Annotated in this window: 23 protein-coding genes; 2 read left to right on the top strand and 21 right to left on the bottom strand. The window is 41.5% G+C overall.

Annotated elements, in window-relative coordinates; translation table 11 throughout:
• Positions 1 to 48: 48 nt before the first annotated feature.
• From WSC_RS0116855 to WSC_RS0116840, 4 genes are all read right to left on the bottom strand, one after another.
• Positions 49 to 1,146 (bottom strand): diguanylate cyclase, encoded by a 1,098-nt coding sequence (locus WSC_RS0116855; RefSeq protein WP_016957124.1) that lies wholly within the window; start codon positions 1,144 to 1,146, stop codon positions 49 to 51.
• Positions 1,147 to 1,208: 62 nt separating this feature from the next.
• Positions 1,209 to 1,616, bottom strand: a complete 408-nt coding sequence (gene mutT / locus WSC_RS0116850) for an 8-oxo-dGTP diphosphatase MutT (protein ID WP_016957123.1) — start codon at positions 1,614 to 1,616, stop codon at positions 1,209 to 1,211.
• Positions 1,616 to 4,315: a preprotein translocase subunit SecA gene (gene secA / locus WSC_RS0116845; protein ID WP_016957122.1), complete on the bottom strand. Its 2,700-nt coding sequence runs from the start codon at positions 4,313 to 4,315 to the stop codon at positions 1,616 to 1,618. Before secA ends, mutT begins: the two co-directional genes overlap by 1 nt.
• Before the next feature lie 91 nt (positions 4,316 to 4,406).
• A complete protein-coding gene (locus WSC_RS0116840) occupies positions 4,407 to 5,336 on the bottom strand; it encodes a M23 family metallopeptidase (RefSeq protein WP_016957121.1) in 930 nt (309 codons plus the stop codon).
• Positions 5,337 to 5,381: 45 nt separating this feature from the next.
• On the opposite strand from WSC_RS0116840, the gene WSC_RS0116835 reads away from it, so the two are divergent.
• Positions 5,382 to 5,816, top strand: a complete 435-nt coding sequence (locus WSC_RS0116835) for a hypothetical protein (RefSeq protein WP_016957120.1) — start codon at positions 5,382 to 5,384, stop codon at positions 5,814 to 5,816.
• Between the two features lie 598 nt (positions 5,817 to 6,414).
• On the opposite strand, the gene arfB is transcribed toward WSC_RS0116835, so the two are convergent.
• The 17 genes from arfB to gmhB all read right to left on the bottom strand — a co-directional run bounded on the left by arfB (position 6,415) and on the right by gmhB (position 24,536).
• Positions 6,415 to 6,828: an alternative ribosome rescue aminoacyl-tRNA hydrolase ArfB gene (arfB, locus tag WSC_RS0116825; protein WP_016957118.1), complete on the bottom strand. Its 414-nt coding sequence runs from the start codon at positions 6,826 to 6,828 to the stop codon at positions 6,415 to 6,417.
• 64 nt (positions 6,829 to 6,892) lie between these two features.
• Entirely contained in the window at positions 6,893 to 7,804 is a 912-nt protein-coding gene (lpxC, locus tag WSC_RS0116820) for a UDP-3-O-acyl-N-acetylglucosamine deacetylase (RefSeq protein ID WP_016957117.1), read from the bottom strand.
• 212 nt (positions 7,805 to 8,016) lie between these two features.
• Positions 8,017 to 9,189: a cell division protein FtsZ gene (ftsZ, locus tag WSC_RS0116815; protein ID WP_016957116.1), complete on the bottom strand. Its 1,173-nt coding sequence runs from the start codon at positions 9,187 to 9,189 to the stop codon at positions 8,017 to 8,019.
• 32 nt (positions 9,190 to 9,221) lie between these two features.
• Complete coding sequence (ftsA, locus tag WSC_RS0116810; protein WP_016957115.1) at positions 9,222 to 10,457, bottom strand: cell division protein FtsA; 1,236 nt, start codon at positions 10,455 to 10,457, stop codon at positions 9,222 to 9,224.
• A gap of 14 nt (positions 10,458 to 10,471) precedes the next feature.
• Positions 10,472 to 11,221 carry a cell division protein FtsQ/DivIB gene (locus tag WSC_RS0116805; protein WP_016957114.1) on the bottom strand — a complete coding sequence of 250 codons (750 nt, stop codon included), beginning with the start codon at positions 11,219 to 11,221 and terminating at the stop codon, positions 10,472 to 10,474.
• 2 nt (positions 11,222 to 11,223) lie between these two features.
• A complete protein-coding gene (locus WSC_RS0116800; RefSeq protein WP_016957113.1) occupies positions 11,224 to 12,147 on the bottom strand; it encodes a D-alanine--D-alanine ligase in 924 nt (307 codons plus the stop codon).
• On the bottom strand, positions 12,144 to 13,625 hold the full coding sequence (murC, locus tag WSC_RS0116795) for a UDP-N-acetylmuramate--L-alanine ligase (protein ID WP_016957112.1): 1,482 nt from the start codon (positions 13,623 to 13,625) through the stop codon (positions 12,144 to 12,146). The genes WSC_RS0116800 and murC overlap by 4 nt, the downstream gene beginning before the upstream one ends.
• Positions 13,622 to 14,722 carry an undecaprenyldiphospho-muramoylpentapeptide beta-N-acetylglucosaminyltransferase gene (gene murG, locus WSC_RS0116790; protein ID WP_016957111.1) on the bottom strand — a complete coding sequence of 367 codons (1,101 nt, stop codon included), beginning with the start codon at positions 14,720 to 14,722 and terminating at the stop codon, positions 13,622 to 13,624. Before murG ends, murC begins: the two co-directional genes overlap by 4 nt.
• On the bottom strand, positions 14,715 to 16,016 hold the full coding sequence (ftsW, locus tag WSC_RS0116785) for a cell division protein FtsW (protein WP_016957110.1): 1,302 nt from the start codon (positions 16,014 to 16,016) through the stop codon (positions 14,715 to 14,717). Before ftsW ends, murG begins: the two co-directional genes overlap by 8 nt.
• 1 nt (position 16,017) lies before the next feature.
• Entirely contained in the window at positions 16,018 to 17,103 is a 1,086-nt protein-coding gene (gene mraY / locus WSC_RS0116780) for a phospho-N-acetylmuramoyl-pentapeptide-transferase (protein WP_016957109.1), read from the bottom strand.
• Positions 17,097 to 18,521 carry a UDP-N-acetylmuramoyl-tripeptide--D-alanyl-D-alanine ligase gene (locus WSC_RS0116775; protein ID WP_016957108.1) on the bottom strand — a complete coding sequence of 475 codons (1,425 nt, stop codon included), beginning with the start codon at positions 18,519 to 18,521 and terminating at the stop codon, positions 17,097 to 17,099. The genes mraY and WSC_RS0116775 overlap by 7 nt, the downstream gene beginning before the upstream one ends.
• Entirely contained in the window at positions 18,518 to 20,074 is a 1,557-nt protein-coding gene (locus WSC_RS0116770; protein ID WP_016957107.1) for a UDP-N-acetylmuramoyl-L-alanyl-D-glutamate--2,6-diaminopimelate ligase, read from the bottom strand. The genes WSC_RS0116775 and WSC_RS0116770 overlap by 4 nt, the downstream gene beginning before the upstream one ends.
• A complete protein-coding gene (locus tag WSC_RS0116765) occupies positions 20,067 to 21,803 on the bottom strand; it encodes a peptidoglycan glycosyltransferase FtsI (RefSeq protein ID WP_016957106.1) in 1,737 nt (578 codons plus the stop codon). The genes WSC_RS0116770 and WSC_RS0116765 overlap by 8 nt, the downstream gene beginning before the upstream one ends.
• On the bottom strand, positions 21,800 to 22,123 hold the full coding sequence (ftsL, locus tag WSC_RS0116760; RefSeq protein ID WP_016957105.1) for a cell division protein FtsL: 324 nt from the start codon (positions 22,121 to 22,123) through the stop codon (positions 21,800 to 21,802). Before ftsL ends, WSC_RS0116765 begins: the two co-directional genes overlap by 4 nt.
• A complete protein-coding gene (gene rsmH, locus WSC_RS0116755) occupies positions 22,110 to 23,051 on the bottom strand; it encodes a 16S rRNA (cytosine(1402)-N(4))-methyltransferase RsmH (protein ID WP_026016915.1) in 942 nt (313 codons plus the stop codon). Before rsmH ends, ftsL begins: the two co-directional genes overlap by 14 nt.
• Before the next feature lie 19 nt (positions 23,052 to 23,070).
• Positions 23,071 to 23,529: a division/cell wall cluster transcriptional repressor MraZ gene (gene mraZ, locus WSC_RS0116750; RefSeq protein ID WP_026016914.1), complete on the bottom strand. Its 459-nt coding sequence runs from the start codon at positions 23,527 to 23,529 to the stop codon at positions 23,071 to 23,073.
• 467 nt (positions 23,530 to 23,996) lie between these two features.
• Positions 23,997 to 24,536 (bottom strand): D-glycero-beta-D-manno-heptose 1,7-bisphosphate 7-phosphatase, encoded by a 540-nt coding sequence (gmhB, locus tag WSC_RS0116740; RefSeq protein WP_016957101.1) that lies wholly within the window; start codon positions 24,534 to 24,536, stop codon positions 23,997 to 23,999.
• An 89-nt stretch (positions 24,537 to 24,625) separates the two neighbouring features.
• On the opposite strand from gmhB, the gene WSC_RS0116735 reads away from it, so the two are divergent.
• Positions 24,626 to 25,369 (top strand): 3-deoxy-D-manno-octulosonic acid kinase, encoded by a 744-nt coding sequence (locus WSC_RS0116735; RefSeq protein ID WP_016957100.1) that lies wholly within the window; start codon positions 24,626 to 24,628, stop codon positions 25,367 to 25,369.
• The last annotated feature ends 199 nt before the right edge of the window (positions 25,370 to 25,568 follow it).

Below are 25,568 nucleotides of genomic sequence, written 5' to 3'. Positions count from 1 at the left end.
CCCTGAAATGTCAGATTTTACTTAAGAAATATTATAGCTAAATTACTTTCAAACCGAATTGGCCGCAGGATCTGAAAAATTTGGTATATAGGTTTGTGGTGCTAAGCAGACTTGATTACGACCATTTATCTTGGCATCGTACAAAGCTTGGTCGGCAATATCAATCCATTGTGAAAAATCTTTAATTTCTTTAGTTAACAATGCAATACCAGCACTGACGCTGAGCTTAATATTAAGTTGATTGCATGTTTCTAAGCTTTCTTTTTCTAAATAAATTCGAAATGCATTAGCAATATGCTCTGCAGAATGTGGATCTGAATGTGGGATTAATACACCAAACTCTTCACCACCATAACGCCCGAGAGTTGCATTGCTACCTTGGAAAAACTTTTTAAGAGCATCGGCAAAAGCTATCAAGACTTTGTCACCAACCAAGTGGCCATGAGTATCATTAATTTTTTTAAAGTGGTCTATATCTATCATAACCAAAGCTGGTGTTTCGTTATGTGTTTTGGCGTGCTGAAAAATATCTTGTACTCTAGCTTCCCAATAGCCTCTGTTAGGCAGTTGGGATAACGAGTCTGTGCGGCTCAATTCAAGTGCCATTTTGCGTTCTTCAGAAAGCTTTTTTGATAACCTAAAGGTCACAAAACCAACTAATAGCGGATAAAATAGCGCTAAAGGTGCACATATCAGCATAATTAATTCGCTGCTGGCAAAATTGACGTGTGGCGCAACGATTAAAAAATTGGCGAATATACCTGCTAGCACAGCTAACCAGCCGGTAAGGTAAAAACGCACTCCACCAGCTGAAATATTGTTTAAACCGCTAGCTGATAACAATAGGATACTGGGCATAATATTAAAGCCCATAGCCGCGACCCAGAACCCCACTATGCTAGAGTCGAAAAACAGGCTTCTAAATTCAGATTTAAAATGATCTTTGGCACACATGCCAAGAAGAAAAGCGAGGTGAGGCCAAACAAATGCCGAAAGAAACACACCATACCAGTACCAGCCGGGCAAATCATTTTGATACACCACCAAACCAACAGGTAGTGAGCCCAAACCGAAGCCGATAACCCTAGGTAAGTAAACTCGTTTTACAAAACTTTTGCCGCGGCCAGCTTGTTGTATTGCCTTCAAATTACTTCCCTATAGTAGTTAGGAAATATATGCAAATAACTATGAGTTTAGATTAAGCCAAGTTATTTGCAATAGGCCATTATTGCGTTAATGATGCTTTTGTTTGCTTCTGGAAAGGTATATTGATTAAGCGAATTTACGTCGACCCAGCGAATTTCTTGCCCTTCATTGCCATTAGCTTCGCCTGTATGCTGCTCAATCACATATGTGTCTAACACAACCTTTTTGTCGCCATAATCATGTTCAATCTTAATCAATGGTGCACTGCTTATCACTTGAACATTGCATTCTTCAAGCATTTCGCGAGCAAGTGCGTCGGTTACCAGCTCTCCTTGCTCAACTTTACCACCCGGAAATTCCCATTTGCCGCCTTGGTGTTGGTGTTGATTGCGCTTGGCAATCAACACTTCTTTTTGTCCATTATTTTGCTGCATAACCACAGCAACTGCGACATGAACAAGCTTGGCCATTAGTTTAACTTACCATGGCAGTTTTTGTATTTTTCACCTGATCCACAAGGGCAAGGGTCATTACGGCCAACTTTAGCACCTTCGCGAATAAAAGCTTTTGGCTTTTTGCCATCCGCTAATGCTTCATCGTTATCGTGTTGGTATTGTTTTGGCGCGGCCTCAGCTTGACGACGTTTTGCTTCTACCGCTTCAACGTCTGACTCTTCACGCACTTTTACTTTAGACAATACGCCAACCACTTCAACTTTAAGCGCTTCTAACATTTGTGAGAACAACTCAAATGACTCACGCTTGTATTCTTGCTTAGGATTTTTCTGTGCATAACCACGTAAATGAATACCTTGGCGCAAGTGATCCATTGCCGCTAAATGCTCTTTCCAATGCGAATCTAAGCTTTGTAACATAATCGCTTTTTCGAAGTGACGTAAAACAGGCGCACCCACTTGTTTTTCTTTTTCAGCATAAGCTTCGTCTAATGCTGCTGCAATGCGTTCGCGTAACTTCTCTTCATCTAGTTTGTTATCTTCATCCAACCATTGTTGAATTGGCACATCTAGTGTGAAGTCTGCTTTTAAACGTTCAGTTAAACCAGCAACATCCCACATTTCTTCAACGGACTGCGGTGGTATATATGCATCAATAGTAGAACTTAAAACATCAGCACGGATCACACTAATAGTCTCGCTGATATCACTTTCATTCATCAATTCGTTGCGCTGCTGGTAAACCACTTTACGCTGATCGTTTGCAACGTCATCGTATTCAAGCAATTGTTTACGAATATCAAAGTTACGTGCTTCTACTTTGCGTTGGGCATTTTCAATCGCTTTGGTCACCCATGGATGTTCAATAGCTTCGCCGCGTTCCATACCCAGTTTTTTCATTAAACCAGATACTCGGTCGCTGGCGAATATGCGCATTAACGCATCTTCCATTGATAAGTAAAAACGTGAAGAGCCTGGATCACCTTGACGACCAGCACGGCCACGTAACTGGTTATCAATACGGCGAGATTCGTGACGCTCAGTACCAATAATGTGTAAACCACCAGCAGCAACCACTGCATCGTGACGCGACTGCCAATCTGCTTTAATTTTAGCGATTTGCTCTTCAGTTGGATTAGTTAATTGGTCGATTTCAATCTCTGAATTACCGCCCAATACGATATCCGTACCACGACCCGCCATATTAGTTGCGATAGTAACAGCACCTGGACGACCGGCTAATGCGACAATTTCAGCTTCTTTCGCGTGATACTTAGCATTTAACACTTGGTGTTTAATTTTTGCTTTTTTCAGTACACGAGATAATAACTCAGAGTTTTCAATTGAAATGGTACCCACTAGTACAGGACGGCCATCTTCAACACATTGTTTAATATCTTCAACAATGGCTTCGTATTTTTCTTCTGCAGTTAAATAAACCAAATCAGCGTGATCTTTACGGATCATAGGGCGATTGGTTGGCAAGATAATGGTTTCTAAACCATAGATATAGTTAAACTCGAAGGCTTCAGTATCCGCTGTACCTGTCATACCCGCTAACTTGTTGTATAAGCGGAAATAGTTCTGGAAGGTAATAGATGCCAAAGTTTGGTTTTCGTTTTGAATTTGCACACCTTCTTTAGCTTCAATCGCTTGGTGTAAACCTTCAGACCAACGACGGCCTTCCATAGTACGGCCAGTATGTTCGTCAACAATTACAATTTGCTGGTCTTTAACTAGGTAATCAACATCTTTGTGGTAAAGCTTATGCGCACGCAAAGCCGCGTTAACATGCGCTAATAAACCTATGTTGGCTGCGCTATATAACGAATCACCTTCTTGTAAAACTTTATTCTCAATCAGAATCTCTTCAACTGCAATTTGACCTTTTTCAGTCAAGTGCACTTGTTTAGATTTTTCATCAATGGTGAAGTGACCTTCACTCTCTTCCTCTTCAGAATCTTCTTTATCAGCTTGAATTAAATTCGGCACAACTTGATTAATTTGTTGATATAAAACCGAACTGTCTTCTGCTGGACCTGAAATCACTAACGGCGTACGCGCTTCGTCGATTAAAATTGAGTCAACTTCATCCACAACAGCAAATTTTAATTCACTTTGCACACGCTCTTCGGCGCTAAACGCCATGTTGTCACGTAGGTAGTCAAAACCAAATTCGTTGTTTGTACCATAGGTCACATCAGCTTCGTACGCTTGGCGCTTTTCAACTGGGCCCATACCTGGAATGTTACAACCAACTGTCATGCCTAAAAATTCAAATAACGGACGGCTCCAGTTTGAGTCACGATAAGCTAAGTAGTCATTTACCGTAACTACGTGTACATGCCCTGCTAAACCATTTAAATAGGTAGGCAAAGTTGCGGTTAAAGTTTTACCTTCACCTGTGCGCATTTCGGCAATTTTACCTTGGTGTAACACCATGCCACCTAATAACTGCACATCAAAGTGGCGCATGCCTAATACACGTTTTGATGCTTCACGACAAACGGCAAATGCTTCTGGCAATAAGCTATCAACAGTCGCGCCGTCAGCAAGGCGTTTACGAAACTCTTCTGTTTTCGCTTTTAACTCTTCGTCACTCAAGCCTTCTAATTCAGCTTCTAAACCATTTATCTGCGTAACAACTTTATTTAATTTTTTAATAAAACGATCGTTTCTGCTACCAAATATCGATGTCAGTATTTTTGTAATCATTAATCTATCCTGACCAGCTGCTTCCAGCTAAGTGCTCTCTATTTATTAAAAGGTAAGTTCCCATTTTGGGATGTGTGCTTTATTTTAAGCGCTATTTTGCACGACGATAAACGTATTTTAAAGGGTCTATCTGTTTGCCGTTTCTTAAGATTTCATAATGAACATGTGGACCTGTAGAGCGACCTGTTGAGCCCATAACGGCTATTTGAGCGCCCTTGCTCACTACATCTCCAACTGAAACCAGTAATTCTTTATTATGACCATATCGAGTTTTTAAACCTTGTCCATGATCAATCTCAATCAACCTGCCATAACCGTATCTTTCATCCGCCCAAGTTACAACCCCTGCACCTGTAGCAATAACTGAGTTACCTTCTTTTCCAGCAAAATCTATCCCTTTATGCATAGCGGGCAAACCACTAAAAGGATCTTTACGCATGCCATAATACGAAGATAACCAACCAGCTTCAATTGGTCGACCTGAAACATACACTTGGTCACTGATATGGTGATTCATGATGACAGATTCAAGTAGGCTAAGTTGTTGTTCTTGTTGATTGTAAAAATCGAGTAGTTGAGACATTTCTGTAAGTAACTCATGCTCAACCACTACATTTTGCAAAATATCAGCTTGTTCATCTGCTGGGCCACCAGTTGCTGGCATATCAGCAAAATTAAATTCATCCATGTGCAAACTGGCGTTTTCAGCTAAACGAGCGCCGAGTGCATTCATACGCAATGCGTAACTTTGTAATTCAGATAATTTGAGCTTTATCGCTGCAAGTTCAACCTCAGTTCTCGATTTTAGTGAATAAAGTGCTTCTTTTTGTTCTGCAAGTGCGAGACGAGATTGATTAACAGGTGCGATTGGTTGTTCGGTTTGTGCTGATTTTGGGTATATACTACTTAGAATTAAAACGGCTAAACAAATGATAAGCACGCAAAATGCAGCGGCATGGGTAAATCCCAAGTGCCATTCTAATTGGCGACCGTTTTTTGTGTACTGTATTGATAGCGACATAGTGATTAGTTAATGCGACCTAGACCGAAAAATTTATCGCAGATCATGGCTAAAAAATGGCCAGATCGGCAGCAAAAAAATGTTAAGCCCGAGTATACCAGCGAGATTTCAAAGGAGCTAGCGCTTAATTTGCCCAATTCGCTGCGAAAATGCATAAAAGTAGTGCAATTTGAGCGTGGTATTTTAACTTTGAGCCTGCCAAATGCGAGTTATCAAATGCAATTTAACGCTTGTCGTAGTCAGTTATTGAGCCAACTTAGAGTAACTCACCCTGATTTATTCAGTATTAAGTGCCAAGTTGACCCGAACATGTCGACATCTTCCAACTTAGTTAGGGAAACCTCAGCCTCATATGCAACTTCAACTAAGAAAGCAGCAAAAACTTTGTCAGATAAAACTAAGCAAGATTTAACCGCGACTATGCAGGATTTACCGGAGAATATTCAAGCTGCATTGTCACGGCTGATAAATTTGAAGTAGTCCGCTGAGTAGGTGCAATATAGCCATAAAGTAAATGGGGAATTTATTTCGTCTGACTACAAACAACATTAATTGGTGATTCATCCTTGAAGCTCCAGCCCTGTCGCCGTCCATGGCTCTACCTCATTCAGCTGCGAAGCGGAGCTTCGGTCTTCATTCGCCCCACTCTTGTGAAGTTTTGCTCGCAACACGCCCATACACCTCATGCACACTGGAGTCGCTGCTAGTTCATGCAGCAACACAATAGCCTGATATGAGTGTATTCGAACGCTAATTTTATAAAACCTCAAAAGGCATGGATGCCTTTTGGGAGCGGCCTGGGACTGGCGAACAGCGTTTTTATAAAATTATGCTTCGAATGGACTCAAATGCCACAGTTCAGGCAGCGATCTGCCCCCAAGCTAACCGTTGTTCACGGAATAAAATCAAACAGCAATACAACAGCTAGATATGAGTGTATTCGAATGCTAATTTTATAAAACTTCAAAAGGCATGGATGCCTTTTGCGAGCGGCCAGGGACTGGCGTACAGCGTTTTTAGAAAATTATGCTTCGAATGGACTCAAATGCCACAGATCAAGCAGCGCTCTACACAAGCACTAAAAACTCACCTTTCCCCGTAAGTTTTTCACCGAACCTTTTTTCTTCTTCGCATCAACACGCTTTCGCTGCGAACTCTTAGTCGGCTTGGTTGCTTTCCGTACCTTACGCACAACAGTTGCAGCTTTAATTAACTGCAACAAACGCTCCAATGCATCTTGTTTATTTTGCTCTTGAGTCCGAAAAGACTGCGCTTTAATAATAATCACACCATCTTTATTAATGCGGCTGTCAGCAAAACACAACAAACGTTGCTTATAAAAATCAGGTAACGACGATTGATGAATATCAAAACGTAAATGAATGGCACTCGAAACCTTGTTAACGTTTTGCCCACCCGCGCCCATAGCACGAATAGCAGAAAACTCGATTTCAGACTCAAAGATAGTAACTGTATTGGAAATCTTTAACATATATCTTCAAGTGAACTGGATAAGTTAAACAGCCACCTCAAATGGCAGCTGTTTAATATCAAAACTATGCAGGAGACGCCGCCATAAACTGTAATGGCGAGGTTTGAGTTTGATTAAATTCAACTAAAGTCCAACTATCAGTTTGCTTTAGTATTTCACGCAACAAAATATTATTTAACGCATGACCTGTTTTAAATGAACGGAAGTGACCCAACAATGGCAAACCAGCCATGTACAAATCACCAATCGCATCCAAAATTTTATGCATCACAAACTCATCGTCATAACGTAAGCCGTTTGCATTTAAAACTTGGAACTCATCTAATACCACAGCATTGTCAAAATTAGCACCTAACGCCAAGTTGTTCGCACGTAAATATTCAAAGTCTTTCATAAAACCAAAAGTACGTGCGCGTGACACTTCAGTGATAAAAGTTTGGCTTGAAAAATCCATAGTCACATGTTGTTTGGTTGACGAAATGGCCGGGTGTGGAAACTCAATTGCAAAATCAAGTTTAAAACCATTGTGCGGCAAAATTTCTGCCCACTTATCGTCAACTTCAACACGGATAGGTTTATCAATACGGATAAACTTTTTCGCCGCTTTTAACTCTTCAATGCCAGCCTCTTCTATCAACATAATAAAAGGGCTAGCACTGCCATCAACAATAGGCACTTCGTTGGCATCTAATTCAACAATAACATTGTCGATACCAAGGCCAGCTAAAGCTGACATTAAATGCTCTACCGTAGAAACAGTTACACCGTCTGCATTGGTCATACAGGTACACATAGTGGTATCTGTGACGGCTTCTGGAGATATTGGCATATCCACCACAGGATCTAAGTCAACACGGCGAAATACTATCCCTGTATTAGCAGGTGCAGGGCGCAGTGTTATTCTGACTTTTTCTCCTCGGTGCAAACCAACCCCAAGCGTAGTCACACTCGTTTTTAGTGTACGTTGTTTTACCATATGGCTATTTTGTCTCCAAATGTATGTGTTACAGGCAACTTAACTAATTTAAGTTGCAGCACATGTCTGTTTGCAACAGCACAATTAATAAGCTGTTGCGCACATGTAAACTATGCGTCCATTATAACACATTAGACCAGTGCAAACGATAAAGCGTTACTGACAAACTGTATATTTGTTAAACAATACACAGTTTTCCTTAAATAAGGAAATTAGTCTGCTTGCTTACGTAAAAACGCTGGAATATCCAAATAATCTAAGTTTTGCGCTGCATTTGAATCACTTGCAGGTACATGCGCTGGCGCAGCTGTACGCTCTTCAATTGCAACAGCTGCAGAGCCTGCAGCAACTTCTGAGCTGCGGAAGTTACCAACCGGACGCTCATTTAAACTTACTTTATTGTTTGGTACTAAAGAGATATCAGGACGCGTGTCACCAATACCTGTTGCAACAACAGTTACACGTAATTCGTCAGTCATGTCCGCGTCAATTACCGCACCAACAACTACAGTCGCGTTTTCAGATGCAAAACCTTTAACCGCGTTACCAACAGTTTCAAACTCGTCAATGCTGATATCCATACCCGCAGTAATGTTAACTAAGATACCGCGTGCACCTGCTAAATCCACGTCTTCTAATAATGGGCTAGAAATTGCAGCTTCTGCTGCTTCTTCAGCACGGTCTTCACCAGAAGCCACACCTGTCCCCATCATAGCTGTACCCATTTCAGACATAACTGTTTTAACGTCTGCAAAGTCAACGTTAATTAAACCTGGACGGGTAATTAACTCAGCAATACCTTGTACTGCACCTTGTAATACATTGTTAGCTGCTTTAAATGCATCTAACAAACTAGTGCCTTTACCTAGTACTTTTAATAATTTGTCGTTTGGAATTGTGATTAATGAATCAACATGTTTAGCTAATTCTTCAATACCAATATCCGCGTATTGCATACGCTTTTTGCCTTCAAATGGGAATGGTTTAGTCACAACAGCAACAGTTAAAATACCCATTTCACGTGCAATTTCAGCCACAACTGGCGCAGCACCTGTACCTGTACCACCGCCCATACCAGCAGCAATAAACACCATATCCGCACCACGAATGGCTTCTTGGATAACTTGGCGATCTTCTTCTGCCGACTTACGACCAATTTCAGGGTTAGCACCTGCACCTAAACCTTTAGTTACGTCACGACCCAACTGAATGGTAGTTTCCGCAGACGAGTTGCGTAGCGCTTGCGCATCTGTATTTGCGGTAATAAATTCAACACCCTCAATTGTGTGTTTTACCATGTGCTCAACAGCGTTGCCGCCGCCACCACCAACACCAATCACTTTAATGATTGCTTCGTCGTTATGTTCACTCATCAAATCAAACATAGTTATTTTCTCCTACACACCTGCTTTTAAAATTAAAACTCACCCTTAAACCAGCTCTGAATACGCTGCCACCAGTTACTTACACCTTGATTTTCATCATGGTTTGCATACTTCTCTTGTAAGTCTTCTTTGCCATAATGTAATAAACCAATGGCGGTGGCGTAGACAGGATCGTCTACATATTCAGTTAAACCTTTCAATTTGACTGGATAACCCAGTCGGACGGGCATTTGAAAAACTTCTTCGGCTAATTCAACTGCCCCTTCCATCTTGCCTGTGCCACCAGTTAATACAATACCGGCAGCCATTTGTTCTTCCCAACCACTCTTGCGAATGTCTTCCATTACTAAGTCGTAAAGCTCTTGATATCTTGGCTCAACAACTTCCGCTAAAGTGTGGCGCGACATAGAGCGTGCGGGTCTACCACCTACACTAGGCACCTCTATGCTCTCTTCCAAACTCACCATATGCCTTTGTGCACATGCATACTTAATTTTTATTTGTTCTGCATGACTCAACGGCGTTCTAAAAATTTGTGCTATGTCTTTGGTCACTTGATTACCAGCGACAGCAATAACAGAGGTATGACGAATTGCGCTGTTGGCATAGACCACTAAGTCCATAGTGCCAGCACCAACATCAACCACACCGACACCTAATTCTTTTTCATCGTCAGTTAATACTGCGTAGCTAGACGCTAAAGATGATGCAACTAAGGCTTCTACTTTTAAGCCACAGCGTTCAACACATTTAACAATGTTTTTCGCCATATCGTTGGCACAGGTAATTAAATGCACTTGCGCTTCTAAACGCACACCTGACATGCCAACTGGGCTTTTAATGCCTTCTTGCACATCCACACTGAATTCTTGCGGCAACACATGCAGCACCATGCGCTCTGCAGGCAATGGCACTGACTTCGCAGTATGAATAACATTGTCAACATCATCATTGGTGACTTCTTTTTCATGAATTGTCACCATGCCATTTTCGTTTTGGCATTTAATATGACGACCAGAGATCGCCAAATACACAGACGAAATTTGGCAGTCTGACATCATTTCTGCTTCGTGCACCGCACGTTTTATCGACTTGATCACAAGTTCAATATTGTTAACCCCACCTTTGTCCATACCTTCAGACGCGTGCGAGCCAACACCAACAACACTGACTGTATTGTCGGGCAATATTTCACCTACCACAGCAACCACTTTTGCGGTACCTATATCTAAGCCAACGATTAAATTTCTTTCTAATGTTTTTGACATATCTACTCTGCCAATTAACCAGCCGTTTCCGGCTGCTTTATTTGTTCCCCAACCGCAAATCCCGTGTCGTAGCGTAAATCGACATATTCTACTTGATGTTGTTCCACCAAGGCAGGATAAAACTCTAAAAATCTTTTTATCCGTGCAACGCCATTTTCTCGTCCAAGATTTAGTTTTATGCCGTTGTTTAATGCCATATCAACCGCATAGCGTTCTGACATGGTCATTTCAACCGCGCTTATTCCGTGTAATGCAAGTAACTCTGAATAATCAGTAAAAAGCTTTAACGCTTTTAGTTCCTCGCCTTCAGGGCCAAACAAGTTTGGTAAACTTATTTGCAACCTGTTTTGCCTTGCTTGGTAAACCTCACCTTTGTGATTGAGCAAAAAATCGCTATTCCAAATCACCACAGGTTTTTGTTCCACCAAATTTACTTTCAGCGTATCTGGCCACTCTTTTCGTATTGCCGCCCAATACACCCAATCAATTTTTTCTACTGCTTGTTGTGCTTTGTTTACGTCTAATGCGTAAAAACTCTGCTGCAACATAGGCAATAAAGCCTTATAAACATCCTGTTTACTTACATATTGGTTGTTGCCTTCAACCACCAAACGTTTTACCGGTAGCTGACTGCCATCTTCCAACCATTGTTGTGTTTTAAAAGCTAAACGCACACAACTGACCAACACAGCAATAAAAAATATAACGCCAATCCAAAACGGCCACTCTGCGCGTTTAAAAAACTCCACTACAGCCGTTTTCATCTTTACTTAGCCAACGACAATATTTTTAAAACCAAAGACTCAAAGTCTAAACCTGTCGCTCGCGCTGCCATTGGCACCAAACTTTTTTCCGTCATGCCTGGCACAGTATTTACTTCTAATAAATAAAACTGACCATCCGCATCACGCATCATATCCACTCGACCCCAACCGTCAGCTTGCACTGCAGCAAACGCTTGTTGCGCCAATTGTTTCGCATAGGCTTCATCTTCAGCGTTCAAACCACATGGGCAATGATATTGCGTAGTATTAGATAAATACTTAGCTTCGTAATCATAAAATCCGCGATCCGTTTGTGTGCGAATAGCAGGTAAAGCTTTGCCATCAACCACAGCTATTGTGTATTCTGGGCCATTGATAAATTGTTCAATTAATACATCTGAATCAAATTCAAACGCATTGCTAACAGCATCTGTCAGCTCAGTTACTGATTGTGCTCGGCTCATGCCAATACTGCTGCCTTCACGCGCTGGTTTAACAAATACACAACCACCGAGTGACTCGAGTATTTGGGCAAAATCCAACTGCATATTTGGATTGACTCGCAGGTATTTGGCCGTTGGTAAACCACAACTTTGCCATACTTGTTTAGTGCGCACTTTATCCATAGCCAAGGCAGAGCCTAATACTCGACTGCCGGTGTAAGGCAAGTCTAAATATTCAAGTACACCTTGAATCACACCGTCTTCACCACCGCGACCATGCAAAGCAATAAATACGTGTGAAAAGCCCATTTGTTTAAGCAACAAAGGTGAAGTCACTTTGGTGTCAATTAGCTCAGCGTTTATACCTTGCTTAACCAAAGCTTGAAAAACCGCTTTACCTGATTTAAGTGATATTTCACGCTCAGCAGATGTGCCACCATGCAGTACAGCGACCTTTTGATATTGTGTGTTCATATCACTCATTTGCCATCTTCCAGTTGCTGCGCACTGTAGGCTTGCATTTTTTCTTTATCAAAAGCGAGCGTTTCTAATAACTTAGCCACAGCGCCTATATTGCCGGCACCTTGAGTAATGACAATGTCGCCCGCTTGTAAAATGTTCGACAACTCGGCTGGCAACTGCTCTGGCGTTGCTACATATACAGGATCTATCACCCCTCGTTGGCGAATTGAGCGACATAAACTGCGGCTATCTGCGCCCACTATGCTGGCTTCACCTGCGCTATATACTTCTAATAACAGCAATAAATCGACTTGTGATAATACTTGGACAAAGTCATCATATAAATCACGGGTACGCGTATATCTATGTGGCTGATACGCCATGACTAAACGACGTTCAGGATATGCTGCGCGAATTGCTTTAATGGTCGCTAAAACTTCAGTTGGGTGATGACCATAATCGTCAATAAACTCGATTTCACCATCAGCCACTGGGTATTGACCCAGTTGTTCAAAGCGTCGGCCTATGCCTGCAAACGCATCTAATGCAGCTAAAATTTGAGCATCCGCTATACCTTCATCAGTAGCAACAGCGATTGCCGCGGTCGCATTTAACGCATTGTGATAACCAGGTAAATTGAGCTTAACCTGTAAATCCGGCAAGTTTTTGTGCAAATTGCGTTTCACCACAAAGTGAGTTTGTTTGCCAATTTGTTTAAAGTCGCTGATTTGGAAATCAGCACTTTCACTAAAACCATAAGTAATATAGTTACGACCAATTTGTTCGGCTAACTTAGCGACATTTTCATCATCAATGCACAACACAGCCAAACCATAAAATGGTAGGTTGTGGAGAAATTCTTTGTAAGTTGCAAGCATTTTGTCGAAATCACCATCATAGGTATCCATATGATCGGCTTCGATATTGGTCACCACAGAAACCATAGGCTGTAGATGTAAAAAAGATGCATCACTTTCATCTGCTTCAGCAACTAAATAGCGGCTGCGACCTAATCTTGCATTGGTTTGTGCACTGTTTAAGCGCCCACCAATAATAAAAGTGGGATCAAGCTCAGCTTGGCCAAACACACTTGCAATTAGACTGGTGGTGGTGGTTTTACCATGTGTGCCCGCAACCGCAATGCCATGGCGGTAACGCATAATTTCCGCAAGCATTTCTGCACGGCGGATCACTGGAATACGAGCATTAGTTGCAGCAACCACTTCAGGGTTATCTTGTTTAACCGCGCTAGAGATCACCACAACATCAGCGCCAGCGACATTTTGCTCGCGATGACCAATCATAATTTCAGCGCCAAGCTCTGTTAGTCTTTGTGTATTGGCACTTTCGGCGATATCTGAGCCAGATACTCGATAACCATCTGTCAACAATACTTCAGCGATACCACACATACCAGCACCACCAATGCCAACCATATGAATCAGGTTGACGCGGCGCATTTCTGGTATTTTAAATTCGCTATTGTTGGTTAATTTCATTTTTGTCCTACTGCTAATAATTCTATTTCTGTGGCGACAATTTTTTGCGCATCTAGTTTTGCAACCTGAGCGCAAGCTTGTGCCATTTGTTGTAACTTGTTTTGCCCATCGGCAAATATTTCTTCTAACACTGGTTTTAACAAACCTTGCGTTAACTGCGATTGGGCTAATATTTTAGCTGCGCCAACTTTTTCTAATGCCTGTGCATTCTTGGTTTGGTGATCATCTACTGCGTGTGGCAATGGCACAAAAATACTCGCAACGCCAATGGCGGCTATTTCCGATACAGTTAACGCACCCGCTCGGCATATGACTAAATCAGCTTCGGCATATGCACTAGCCATGTCACCAATAAATTCAACTACCTGAGCTGAAATTTGCTTATTACCAGCAAGTTGTTGATAAGCTTGCTCTGTACCCTGCAAGTTGCCTTTGCCGCACTGATGGACAATGTTAATTTGCACCTTTGCATCTAACTGTGCGATAGCCTGCGGCACATAAGTATTTAACGCTTGTGCACCTAAACTACCACCCACCACTAAAATTTTAACCGCCGCTTGTTCACCTACAGCTACATCTTGGTTTTGCTGACGTTTAGCTAAAATATCTGCACGAATTGGGTTACCGACGACAGCATAATTGCTTAAACCCGCCACCGGTTCAAACGCACAAAATACTTTGTTTGCCCACTTGGCTAATATTTTATTAGTCATACCAGCAACTGCATTTTGCTCATGTATCACTAAAGGCGTGCCAGTAAGCTTAGCTGCAATTCCACCAGGTAAAGCGACATATCCACCAAAACCTGCAATAACATTTGGTTTAAATGTTTTGATAACTTTACGCGCCGCAACTACAGCTGCTAACAACTTAAATGGTGTCAGCAACTTAGTGATAAAACCTTTGCCACGCACACCTTTTATTTTGATAAATTCAATATCGTAACCAGACTGTGGTACGAGGTCTGCTTCCATGCGGTCAGCTGTGCCTAACCACAATATTTGCCAACCTTTTGCAGCCAATTCATCTGCAACCGCTAACCCAGGAAAAATATGCCCGCCTGTACCACCAGCCATAATCAAAAGACGTTTATTCATTTAATAACGCCTCCTGAGTTGTGATAACAGGTGCTGTCGGCTCGTCTGATTTAGCTTTTTTATTCGATTTATTTTTCGCTTTAACCAAAGTATTCACAGACTTTCGTGTGGCTTGGGTTTTCATTAACCTTAATTCGTGATCGATGCGGACAATTAATGCAATCGCAATACTCATAACAATTAAGCTACTACCACCATAACTAACCAAAGGTAGAGTCAAACCTTTAGTTGGCAATAAACCTGCACTTGCGCCAATATTGACAGCAGATTGAAAACTCATCCAAATTGCAATTGCATACGCAACATAACCAGCAAATGGACGTTCAGCCGCCATTGCTCGATTACCTAAAGTCAAAGTTTTGCCAACCAAACAAAATAGCGCGATAACCACAACAGCCACACCAAAATAACCAAATTCTTCTGCCAAAATGGCAAAAACAAAATCTGTATGTGCTTCGGGTAAATAATCTAGTTTTTGAATACTGTTACCTAACCCCATGCCAAACCAATCACCACGTCCATAGGCCATTAAACTTTGAGTCAGCTGATAGCCATTGCCAAAAGGATCTGCCCATGGATCCATAAACGACAAGATGCGGCGCATACGATACGGCTCAACCACTATTAGCAACACAATGGCAAAAATACCGGTTAAAAATAGCGAGAAAAACTGAATTAACTTGGAGCCTGCCAAAAACAATAAACCAACTGTAGTGGCAAACATCACAATCACAGTGCCCAAATCTGGCTGCATTAATAACAAAAGTGCCAATACAAAAAACACAGCTAGCGGCTTTAAAAAGCCTTTTAAATTCTGCTTAATCTCTTGCTCACGTCTAACTAAATAACCAGCCAAATAAGCAAAGAAAAATAACTTTGCAGGTTCTGCTGCTTGAATATTAATTGGGCCAATCGCCAACCAACGAGTTGCACCATTAACAGTGCGGCCAACTATGAGCACAGCAACCAACAACAACAGAGCTGCCATCAATAAATATGGGTTATATTTTTCCCACCAACTAAGTGGTAGTTGCACAACAAATAAAGCGATGCCAGCAGCTAACACCAAATATATGCCATGGCGAATAACAAAATGTAGCGGATTATCAAACTCTCGCATTGCATAAGGCAATGATGCAGAAGCAACCATAATCAAACCTAACATAGCCAAAGCTAACGCCAGCAATACAATGCTGCGATCGTATAAATCATGCGCGTCAGAAACACCAAAAGCGCTTTGCCAAAAGCGCTTCAAATGTTCATTCAATGTTGGTTTTGCTTGCTCTGTTTGCATTTTATCTTAACTTGAGTGTTGCTAATCCAATCAAAACTAATACCAAACTAATAATCCAAAAACGGACTATTACCCTAGGCTCAGGCCAGCCTTTTAATTCGTAATGGTGATGTATAGGTGCCATTCTAAATATGCGTTGACCGCGTAACTTATAGCTGCCGACTTGTAAAATCACCGACACAGTTTCCATTACAAACACACCGCCCATAATCACTAAAACAATTTCTTGTCGTACCAATACAGCTATTACACCTAAAGTTGCGCCTAGTGCTAACGAGCCAACATCACCCATAAATACTTGTGCTGGATAGGTGTTGAACCATAAAAAGCCTAAACCGGCACCAAATATGGCGGTACAAACAATCACTAATTCACTGGTTTCTGGAATGTACGGAATATTTAGATAGGATGAGAAATTCACATTGCCGGTTACGTAAGCAATAATGGCAAATGCACAAGCAACCATAATGGTTGGTACTATAGCTAAACCATCTAAACCATCGGTTAAATTAACAGCGTTACTGGTGCCAACAATCACGAAATAAGTCGTAACAATAAAAAACAGTCCAAGTTGCGGCATCACTTCTTTAAAAAATGGAATCAGCAACTGAGTTTCAGCTGCTTGCTGTTGTGTCATATACAAAACAACCGCAACTATAGTCGCTGTGACTGACTGCCAAAAATACTTCCAACGCGCGATTAATCCTTTGCTGTCTTTGCGGATCACTTTGCGATAGTCATCAACAAAACCAATGGCTCCAAATGCCAACACCACAAATAAAGTAACTAATACATATCTATTGGTTAAATCAGCCCACAATAAAACCGAAGTTGCTATTGCGCCTAAAATCAACAAACCGCCCATAGTTGGCGTGCCAGATTTGGATAAATGTGATTCTGGGCCATCATCACGCACAGTTTGACCAATCTGCATACGTTGCAAATAACGGATGAGCTTAGGCCCTAGATAAAGAGACAAACCTAAACCAGTTAAAATGCTTAATATCGAACGGAAAGTTAGATAAGAAAAAACATTAAAACCGGGATCAACATTTTCAGTTAACCATTGTGCTAACCAAACTAACATGCGCTATCCTCCACAGCATTAGTGGACTGATAGTGTACAACTAACATATTCACTAGCTTGTCCATGCCAGAACTACGAGACCCTTTAATCAAAACAACTACCTTCTGACTCTGTTGTGGATCAGCAATAAACTGATCTATTTGTTGTATCAGTGTTTGATTTAACTTATCAAATGAATCAAATTGGCAATTAGTATCAGGTTGTGCAAACTTGACCCAATCGCCTTTAACATAAAAACCGTCTAACCCTGCGTTAAGTGCGTATTCACCCACTTGTTGATGAATATCTTGCGCATATTTGCCCATTTCCCCCATATCACCCATTACAAACAGGCGTTTTGCATTGGCGTGTTTGAGCAAATCAATCGCAGCTTGCATCGAACCTTGATTCGCGTTGTAACTGTCATCAATAACGGTAAGCTGACCTAATTGAATAGGTTTAACTCGGCCTGCAACAGTTTGCGCTTGACTCAACCCAGTGCAAATATGCTCAGGTTTAATACCTATAGCTAACGCACAACTGATTGCAGCAAGTGCATTGTTAGCATTGTGAATACCTGGAATATTTAGAGTGACTGGATATTCAGTACCACGATAAACCCAGCTAAACTCAGCACACAAACTTTCATTTAGCTGCAAATCAACTAAATAAACATCAGCAAAAGGTTCAGTGGAAAAACGGATTTGTGGACGAGCTCCGATAACAGGCAACCAATCATCCGCACAAGCTAAATCAGCATTAACAATCGCAATACCTTGCTCAGTTAAACCACTGTATATTTCACCTTTGGCTTGCACTACACCAGCAATTGAACCAAAACCTTCTAAATGTGCAGCACTTACGTTATTCACTAAAGCAACATCAGGTTTGACCAAATTCACTGTGTAGGCAATTTCGCCTATGTGGTTTGCGCCTAACTCTATAACTGCGTATTCATCTGACTCAGATAATTCCAACAAGGTCAGTGGCGCACCAATATCATTATTAAAATTGCCTTTAGTCGCTAAAGTTTTACCTGCTTGGCTACAAATCGCCGACAACATTTCTTTGACTGTGGTTTTACCCGCACTGCCCGTTGCTGCAATGGTTTTAACCTTAGCCTGTTGTTTGTTGTACGCAGCAATGACACCAAGTGCGATACGTGTATCTGCTACTACTAGCTGAGGCACATCAATATTTTGTTGCTGGCTAACCAATAAAAATTCAGCACCTGCATCAACAGCTTGTTGGCAAAAATCATGACCGTCAAAACGCTCACCTTTAAGCGCTAAATAACAGTCACCTTTGGTTATTTTTCTTGTGTCGGTTGAAATATGAGTCACGGCCAACAACTGCGTTTGCTCTAGCGAATATTGGCTAGATGCAATCAGTTGGCCTTGGGTTACTTGTTGTAATACAGCTAATGTTTGGCTGATCATGCTTGCGCCTCCATTAACTGTTTAACAAATGCGCGCTCATCGTATTCAACAGCACCATCGGCTAAAATTTGTTTCGTTTCATGGCCTTTACCAGCGACTAAAATTAAGTCGTCGCTTGCAGCATTTTCAAGTGTTTGGATAATGGCTTTTTTTCTGTCTTGTTCAACAGAAACTTTATGTTTCGCCGAAATGCCAGCTAAGATATCAGCAACAATTTTTTCTGGCGATTCACTACGCGGATTATCATTGGTGATGACCAGATAGTCCGCCAAGTCTGCGGCAATTTTGCCCATTAACGGACGTTTTTGTGCGTCTCTGTCACCACCACAACCAAACACAACCCAAAGTTTTCCTTGGCAATGTTGTCGACTTGCGTGCAAAGCTTGTGCAAGCGCATCAGGCGTGTGGGCAAAATCAACAACGATCTTGGCTTTGTTGCTTGAGCTAAATACTTCCATACGACCCGCACAGGCAGTTAATTTAGCAAGCGGCTGATGATTATCGGTTATACAGCTCGCTAATACACTTGGGTCTAAATGCTGCAACATTGCCAAAGCAGTTAATGCATTATTGATATTAAATTCACCAATCAAAGGCAGATGCCAGTCAACTTGCTGTGGATTTGGCTTATCAGCGGAAGTCAGTGCAACCTTGATATCAAAACCCTGTTCGGTAGCTTGTACTGAATCAACTTGCCAAGCGTTTGTATGCAATTTAGCTGCATTGCGGCCAATAGCTAAAACATTGTGATCCGCATCTTCGCCACGCTGTTTGATAACCGACTGCAACAAACTTTGTCCGTACTCATTGTCGGTACAGATAACTGCAAAAGTATTTGGATTTTGTAAAAACAAACTTTGTTTACATGCAAAATAACTCTGCATGTCTTGGTGATAGTCTAAATGGTCGTGGGTTAAATTGGTGAAAGCAACGGCTGCGAATTCACAACCAGATACTCTATTTTGCGCCAACGCGTGTGAAGATACTTCTATCGCGACTTGTGTTACATCGGCTTTTACCATTTGCGCTAATAACTGCTGTAAAGTAAAAGCATCAGGCGTCGTTAAACCCTGTTTGGCTGTATGTTTATTCTTGTCAGCATCCCACCAATAACAGCCTAAAGTGCCGATATAGCCTGAGCTTGCTTGGTTGTTCATACTTAACTGCGCAAACATATCAGAAACTGTGGTTTTGCCGTTGGTACCTGTTGTGCCAACCAATGCAAGCTTGTGGCTTGGATGGCCAAACTGTACAGATGCCAATATACCGCTTAAACGAGAGAGCTGGTAAACAGATAAACAAGGGGTGTCTGCGACAATAGTTAAGTTGCCGTGTTCGGCATCATCTAAAGTTTCGGCCAAAATGAATGTCGCGCCACGCACTATCGCTTGTTCAGCATAAGCTAAACCATGTTGTTGATGACCTTGTAAAGCAACAAAGCAGTAACCCGTTTTAATTTGACGGCTATCTATCGCTAAACCAGCCACAGTTTGTGCCGGTAGCGTTAATTGAATAATTTGTTCGATACTATGTTTCAAGTCTAAATCAGGCATCGTTTTGTGCCTCCTTGACTTGAGCTAGCTGCAAATCATCATTTTTGTCGGTTGGCACATTAAGTATTTGTAATGCGCCGCCCATCACTTTACTAAAGACAGGTGCGGCAACTTCACCACCGTGATATTTATCACCTTTTGGATTATTAATCAGTACAACCAAAGCAAGCTTAGGATTAGAGATAGGTGCTAGGCCGGCAAACAAACCAACATAATCATTGCCATAACCACCTGCAACAGCTTTACGGCTGGTGCCTGTTTTACCAGCAACTCGGTAACCTTCCACTGCAGCTCTATGACCTGAACCATCTTCGTCTAATACAGCTTCCATCATCTTCAATAGTTGACGGCTCGAACTATGCGAAAAAACCCGTTCGCCGGGTAATGGTTGTTCTAATTTTAAAATGCTTAAGGGGCGGCGTATACCGCCATTACCAATCGTTGCGTACGCTTGTGCAAGCTGTGTGGCGGTAACAGATAAACCATATCCAAAAGATAAAGTTGCCCGTTCAAAATCCGACCATCTTCGACGGTCATAAAAAATGCCGGAGCTTTCACCTAATAAACCCGTGCCCGTATCTGAACCAAAACCCGCATTATAAAAAACATCTAAAAACTGTTCGGTTGGCAATTCAAGCGCAAGTTTAGTTGTGCCAACATTACTTGATTTTTTCAGTACACCGTCCAAAGTTAACTTTCCGTGGTTTTGACCACTATCACTCACTCGACGACCACCAATCTGCAACCAACCAGGTGCAGTGTTGACTATAGTATTGGCATTAACGCTGCCAAATTCTAACGCGGCTAACACTGTTAGCGGTTTAACTGATGACCCTGGCTCAAAAGTATCGGTAATTGCACGATTGCGCATAGCTGCGGCAGTAATGGTTTTACGATTATTTGGGTTGTATGAAGGGCTATTGACCATAGCGAGTAATTCGCCCGACTCAATATCAACAGCAACCACTGAGCCAGAGTCAGCTTCGTAATACTGCACAGCTTTTTTCAATTCTTGGTAGGCTAAAGTTTGAATGCGTTGGTCAATAGACAAAACCACGTCTTTTGCTTGCTGTGATTCTTCTTCAGCTAACACTTCAATAATGCGACCTTTCGCATCACGTAAAATGCTCTTTTTGCCTTCTTCACCAGTCAAGGCGTCGTTATAAAGTTTTTCAATACCGTCTATACCAATATCATCAATATTGGTAATACCAACTAGGTGGGCGTTGACCTCAGCAGCTGGATAATAACGTTTAGATTCAGGACGCAAATGCACACCTGGCAATTTTAAATGGCGGACATAATCAGCCATTGCAGGCGATACTTGGCGAGCTAAATAGACAAAACGGCCATTTGGATTACTGGCGACTCGTTCAGTTAATTCGTTCAAATCAACACGTAAAATATCTGCCAATGCACGCCACTCTCGTGTTTTTTCGAGTGATTTACTTTGAGCAATTTGTTTAGGATCAGCCCAAACTGTATTCACCGGCACACTAATGGCTAGCTCTAAACCATTACGATCCGTGATCATGCCACGCAACACAGTATCAGATAAGGTTCTGTGGGTGCGCATGTCGCCTTGTTCACGCAACATGTCAGGCGAAATAACTTGGATATAAGCCGCACGAGCCAGCAAAGCACAAAATACCAGCGAGATCACGCCAAAAACGGTATAAAACCGCCAGCGTGCTGTACCTGCTTGTAGTTGAACTTTACGTTTATTCATGGTTGTTTAATAACTTTCTCTTGTTGACCTTGCGGTCTGACCATATTGAGTTTTTCTCGTGCTATTTGTTCAATGCGGCTATGCTCGGATAACGCATTGTGCTCAAGCAACATATGTCGCCAATCTATATCTAATTTGTCTTTGTCTTCTAACAACTGCTGAACTTCAGCATTAAGCTGTCGATTGCCCCATGCGTAATAAATCACTGCGTAAGCAGAAATCAACACAGCAACAATTAAAATAATCATCCAAATATGCGCAAACCAGTCGGTTAACAACACCTTTGCCAAATTTGGCTGGCGCGCCTTAACGTCCGACACGCTCTGCTATCCTCAATACCGAGCTGCGTGCTCTCGGGTTGAGTTCCAACTCAGCTTTAGTTGGTTTTATCGCTTTGCCAATTGGCTTTAAGCTAATGTCTTTATTCAATTCAGCATCAGTTACAGGTAAACCTCTAGGTACAGGTTTAGCTTTACTTTGCTGACTGATAAAACGTTTTACTATGCGATCTTCTAGCGAATGAAAGCTAATAACCGACAAACGTCCGCCGTTAGCCAAAATATTGGTTGCCGCTGTCAAAGCCACTTTGATCGCGTCTAATTCGCCATTCACTTGAATTCTTAATGCTTGAAACGTACGAGTTGCAGGGTGTTTACCCGGTTCCCGCTTCTTTATTATTCGTTCCAATAAACTAGATAAATCACTAGTTCGCTTAAAAGGTTTTTCGTCTCTGTCGTGAACAATCACCCGCGCTATGTGGCGCGCAAACCTTTCTTCACCATATTCTTTTAATACAAACGCAATATCATCTTCGTCGGCATGCTGTAACCACTCAGCAGCACTGACACCAAATGTTGGATTCATGCGCATATCTAACGGCCCATCACGCATAAAACTGAATCCGCGCTCTGCTTCATCAAGTTGTGGTGAACTAACACCTAAATCGGCTAATACACCATCCACTTTGCCAACTAAACCACGTTGGTTCATTTCATGCTCTAATTGACTGAAATTAGCATGAATAATTTCAAATCTTGGGTCGTCAAAATGTTCTTTTGCCCATGCGATTGCGGTTGGGTCTTGATCAAACGAGTACAATCGACCGTTTTCACCTAACTGCTCTAATACAGCTCGGCTGTGACCACCACGACCAAAAGTGCAATCTACATAAACACCGTCTGGTTTAATGGCTAATCCATCAATTGATTCGGCTAACAGCACACTTATATGTCCAGACGCTTGCATAATCTTTCTTAGTTATTTGTTGTTATAAATTAAAGTCTTGTAAGTTATCGGTTAATTCAAAATCACCGGACTCAATAATTGCCATGTCTTCAGCTTGGCGAGCTTCCCACGCGGCTAAATCCCATATTTCGAATTTGTTTAATTGGCCGACTAACATCAACTGCTTTTCTAATCCTGCATGAGCACGCAAATTTGCGCTGATATTAAAACGACCATTTTTATCAATTTCGTTATCAACCGCATTACCCAGCATTAAACGTTTATATCTGCGCTCGCTGGGGTTGTTATCGCGTAATCCGCGCAAGCGTTTTTCAACTTGCTCCCACTCAGCCATGGGATACAAGAGCAAACAAGGTGAATATATGTCAATTGTGCATACGATTTGGCCGTTGCTATCTTCTAGCAACTCATCACGATAACGAGCCGGAATTGCGATCCGACCTTTGTCATCCATTGTGATGGGATTGGCCCCTCTAAACACTTGAATTCACCTGTTTCAATTAACTGTTGTTGTTTGCTCTATGGGTGAGTTTATTCAAATTAATAAAATTTGATCCACTTTACCCCACTTTACACCACGTTTGCACAGTTTGGGTTTGAGATAAAGTTTTGTCAAGGCAAAATTTGGGCGATTGATCCCATTAAATACCCTGTATTTAAAGGTAAAAACGACAAGTGGCTGAAAAGTGGTGAAAAATGGATCGAGGTGGAAGATTGGTGGTAAAAGCTCACATTTAGAACAAAAAATTACTGCATAATTACCTTTTGTTCTAAATTTATTTGCTATTGATAATTATTTTCATTTGCATTCATAAAAATAATCAGTAATATCGTCCACAGAGTTAATGATTAACCCACAGTTATTAACTCTTCTCCGTGGCTTGAAAGCGGTAAACGGTTTGTTAGCTCATTGCACGCCGTCTACCGCTTCTTTTTTATCTCCAACTTTTACGCTAACTCAATATGTGCAGTTGCACTGGCGATACATGTCGCTGGGTGAGCCTGTGCCAAAGTGTAATCTTTAGATATTAAAATTCGCTTTGGTACACCAGCACTTTCTGCCGCTTGCATGTCTGAAATTCGGTCACCTATCATAATCGAACGCGATAAATCTAACTGCAGTTCACGCGCTGCACGTTTTAACATGCCAGGTTGAGGTTTGCGGCACAAACAGTTGTGCTGATATTGGATGTCACCATAATCCGCATGGTGTGGGCAATAATAGAAGTTATCTATTGTAACTCCATGTTCGGCAAATTGATTCTGCATCCAAGCATGCAATGTTTTTACATCTTCTTCTGTATATAAACCGCGCGCGACCCCAGCTTGATTAGTCACGACAACAATTGCGTATCCCAATGCCTTAGCTTGTTGGCACAATTCAAATATGCCAGCGCAAAATTCTATTTCGCTAATCTGATGAGCGTAGCCAGTATCAACATTGATTACACCATCTCTATCTAAAAATAACGCAGGTTTTAGCGACAATTTGAAAGTTCCTGTAAAAAATTGCACATATTTTGTTATCGCTTTTTATCCGTGTATACTGACAAAAACAATAATAAGAGCAGTGAATTTTGCCATATTTAGCGACTATCTCAAATTTTAGCGACAATTCCGGCTATTTAATAGCGCCACCCGATAGCCAACTGACAATAACGTCAGAGTGGTTTGATGTTGAATATTGGAATCAACAAGACGCGATCATTGGTCAATCTACCGGCCGTAACATCACCTATTTTTTTGAAACCGGTCAGCAGAAGTATGTGTTGCGTCATTATTACCGTGGTGGATTGGTTGGCAAATTTGCGAAAGATGGTTATTTCTATTTTGGAGTGAAAAAGTCTCGTGTTTTTTTAGAGTTCGAAATGCTGTTGCAAATGCAGCAACTAGGTTTACCAATTCCTACCCCTATTGCTGCCAAGTTATCTCGCCGTTTACTGCATTATCGTGCAGACATCATTATGCAGTTAATTGACAACGCCACAGATCTAATAGGCATTTTGCTTAAACGCCCTCTAAAAGCAGATGAATGGCAAAATATTGGTAAAACTATCGCCAAATTCCATCAAAACGGTGTTTACCACGCTGATTTGAATATTCACAATATTATGTTGGATGCTGATGGCAAAGTTTGGTTAATTGACTTTGATCGTGGTGAGTTTAAGCCTAAAGATAAAAAATGGCAGCAAGCTAATTTAAAACGTTTATTGCGTTCGTTTGAAAAAGAAAAAGGGAAATTCCCGCACTTAAATTGGCATATGCATAATTGGCACACAGTAGTGCATGCTTATCAATCACAAATGAGTAAAGGTAAGTAGGCTTTCCGCTCTGCTTTAATCTTAAGCATTCGTGTAAATCGCTGCTAGTTTGGTTGTGGCAAAGCCCATTGGAGACATAATTTTCTAAAAACGCTGTTCGCCAATCCATGGCCGCTCACAAAAGGCATCCATGCCTTTTGAAGTTTTAGAAAATTAGCGTTCCAACAGGCTTTTATCTAACAAGTCTATCGCTATATTT

It is taken from the genome of Catenovulum agarivorans YM01, assembly GCF_000281085.1.
In the GTDB taxonomy this organism is placed as follows: domain Bacteria; phylum Pseudomonadota; class Gammaproteobacteria; order Enterobacterales; family Alteromonadaceae; genus Catenovulum; species Catenovulum agarivorans.
Note: the sequence above shows the minus strand (reverse complement) of the source record. Positions and strands in the feature narration are given on the sequence as shown.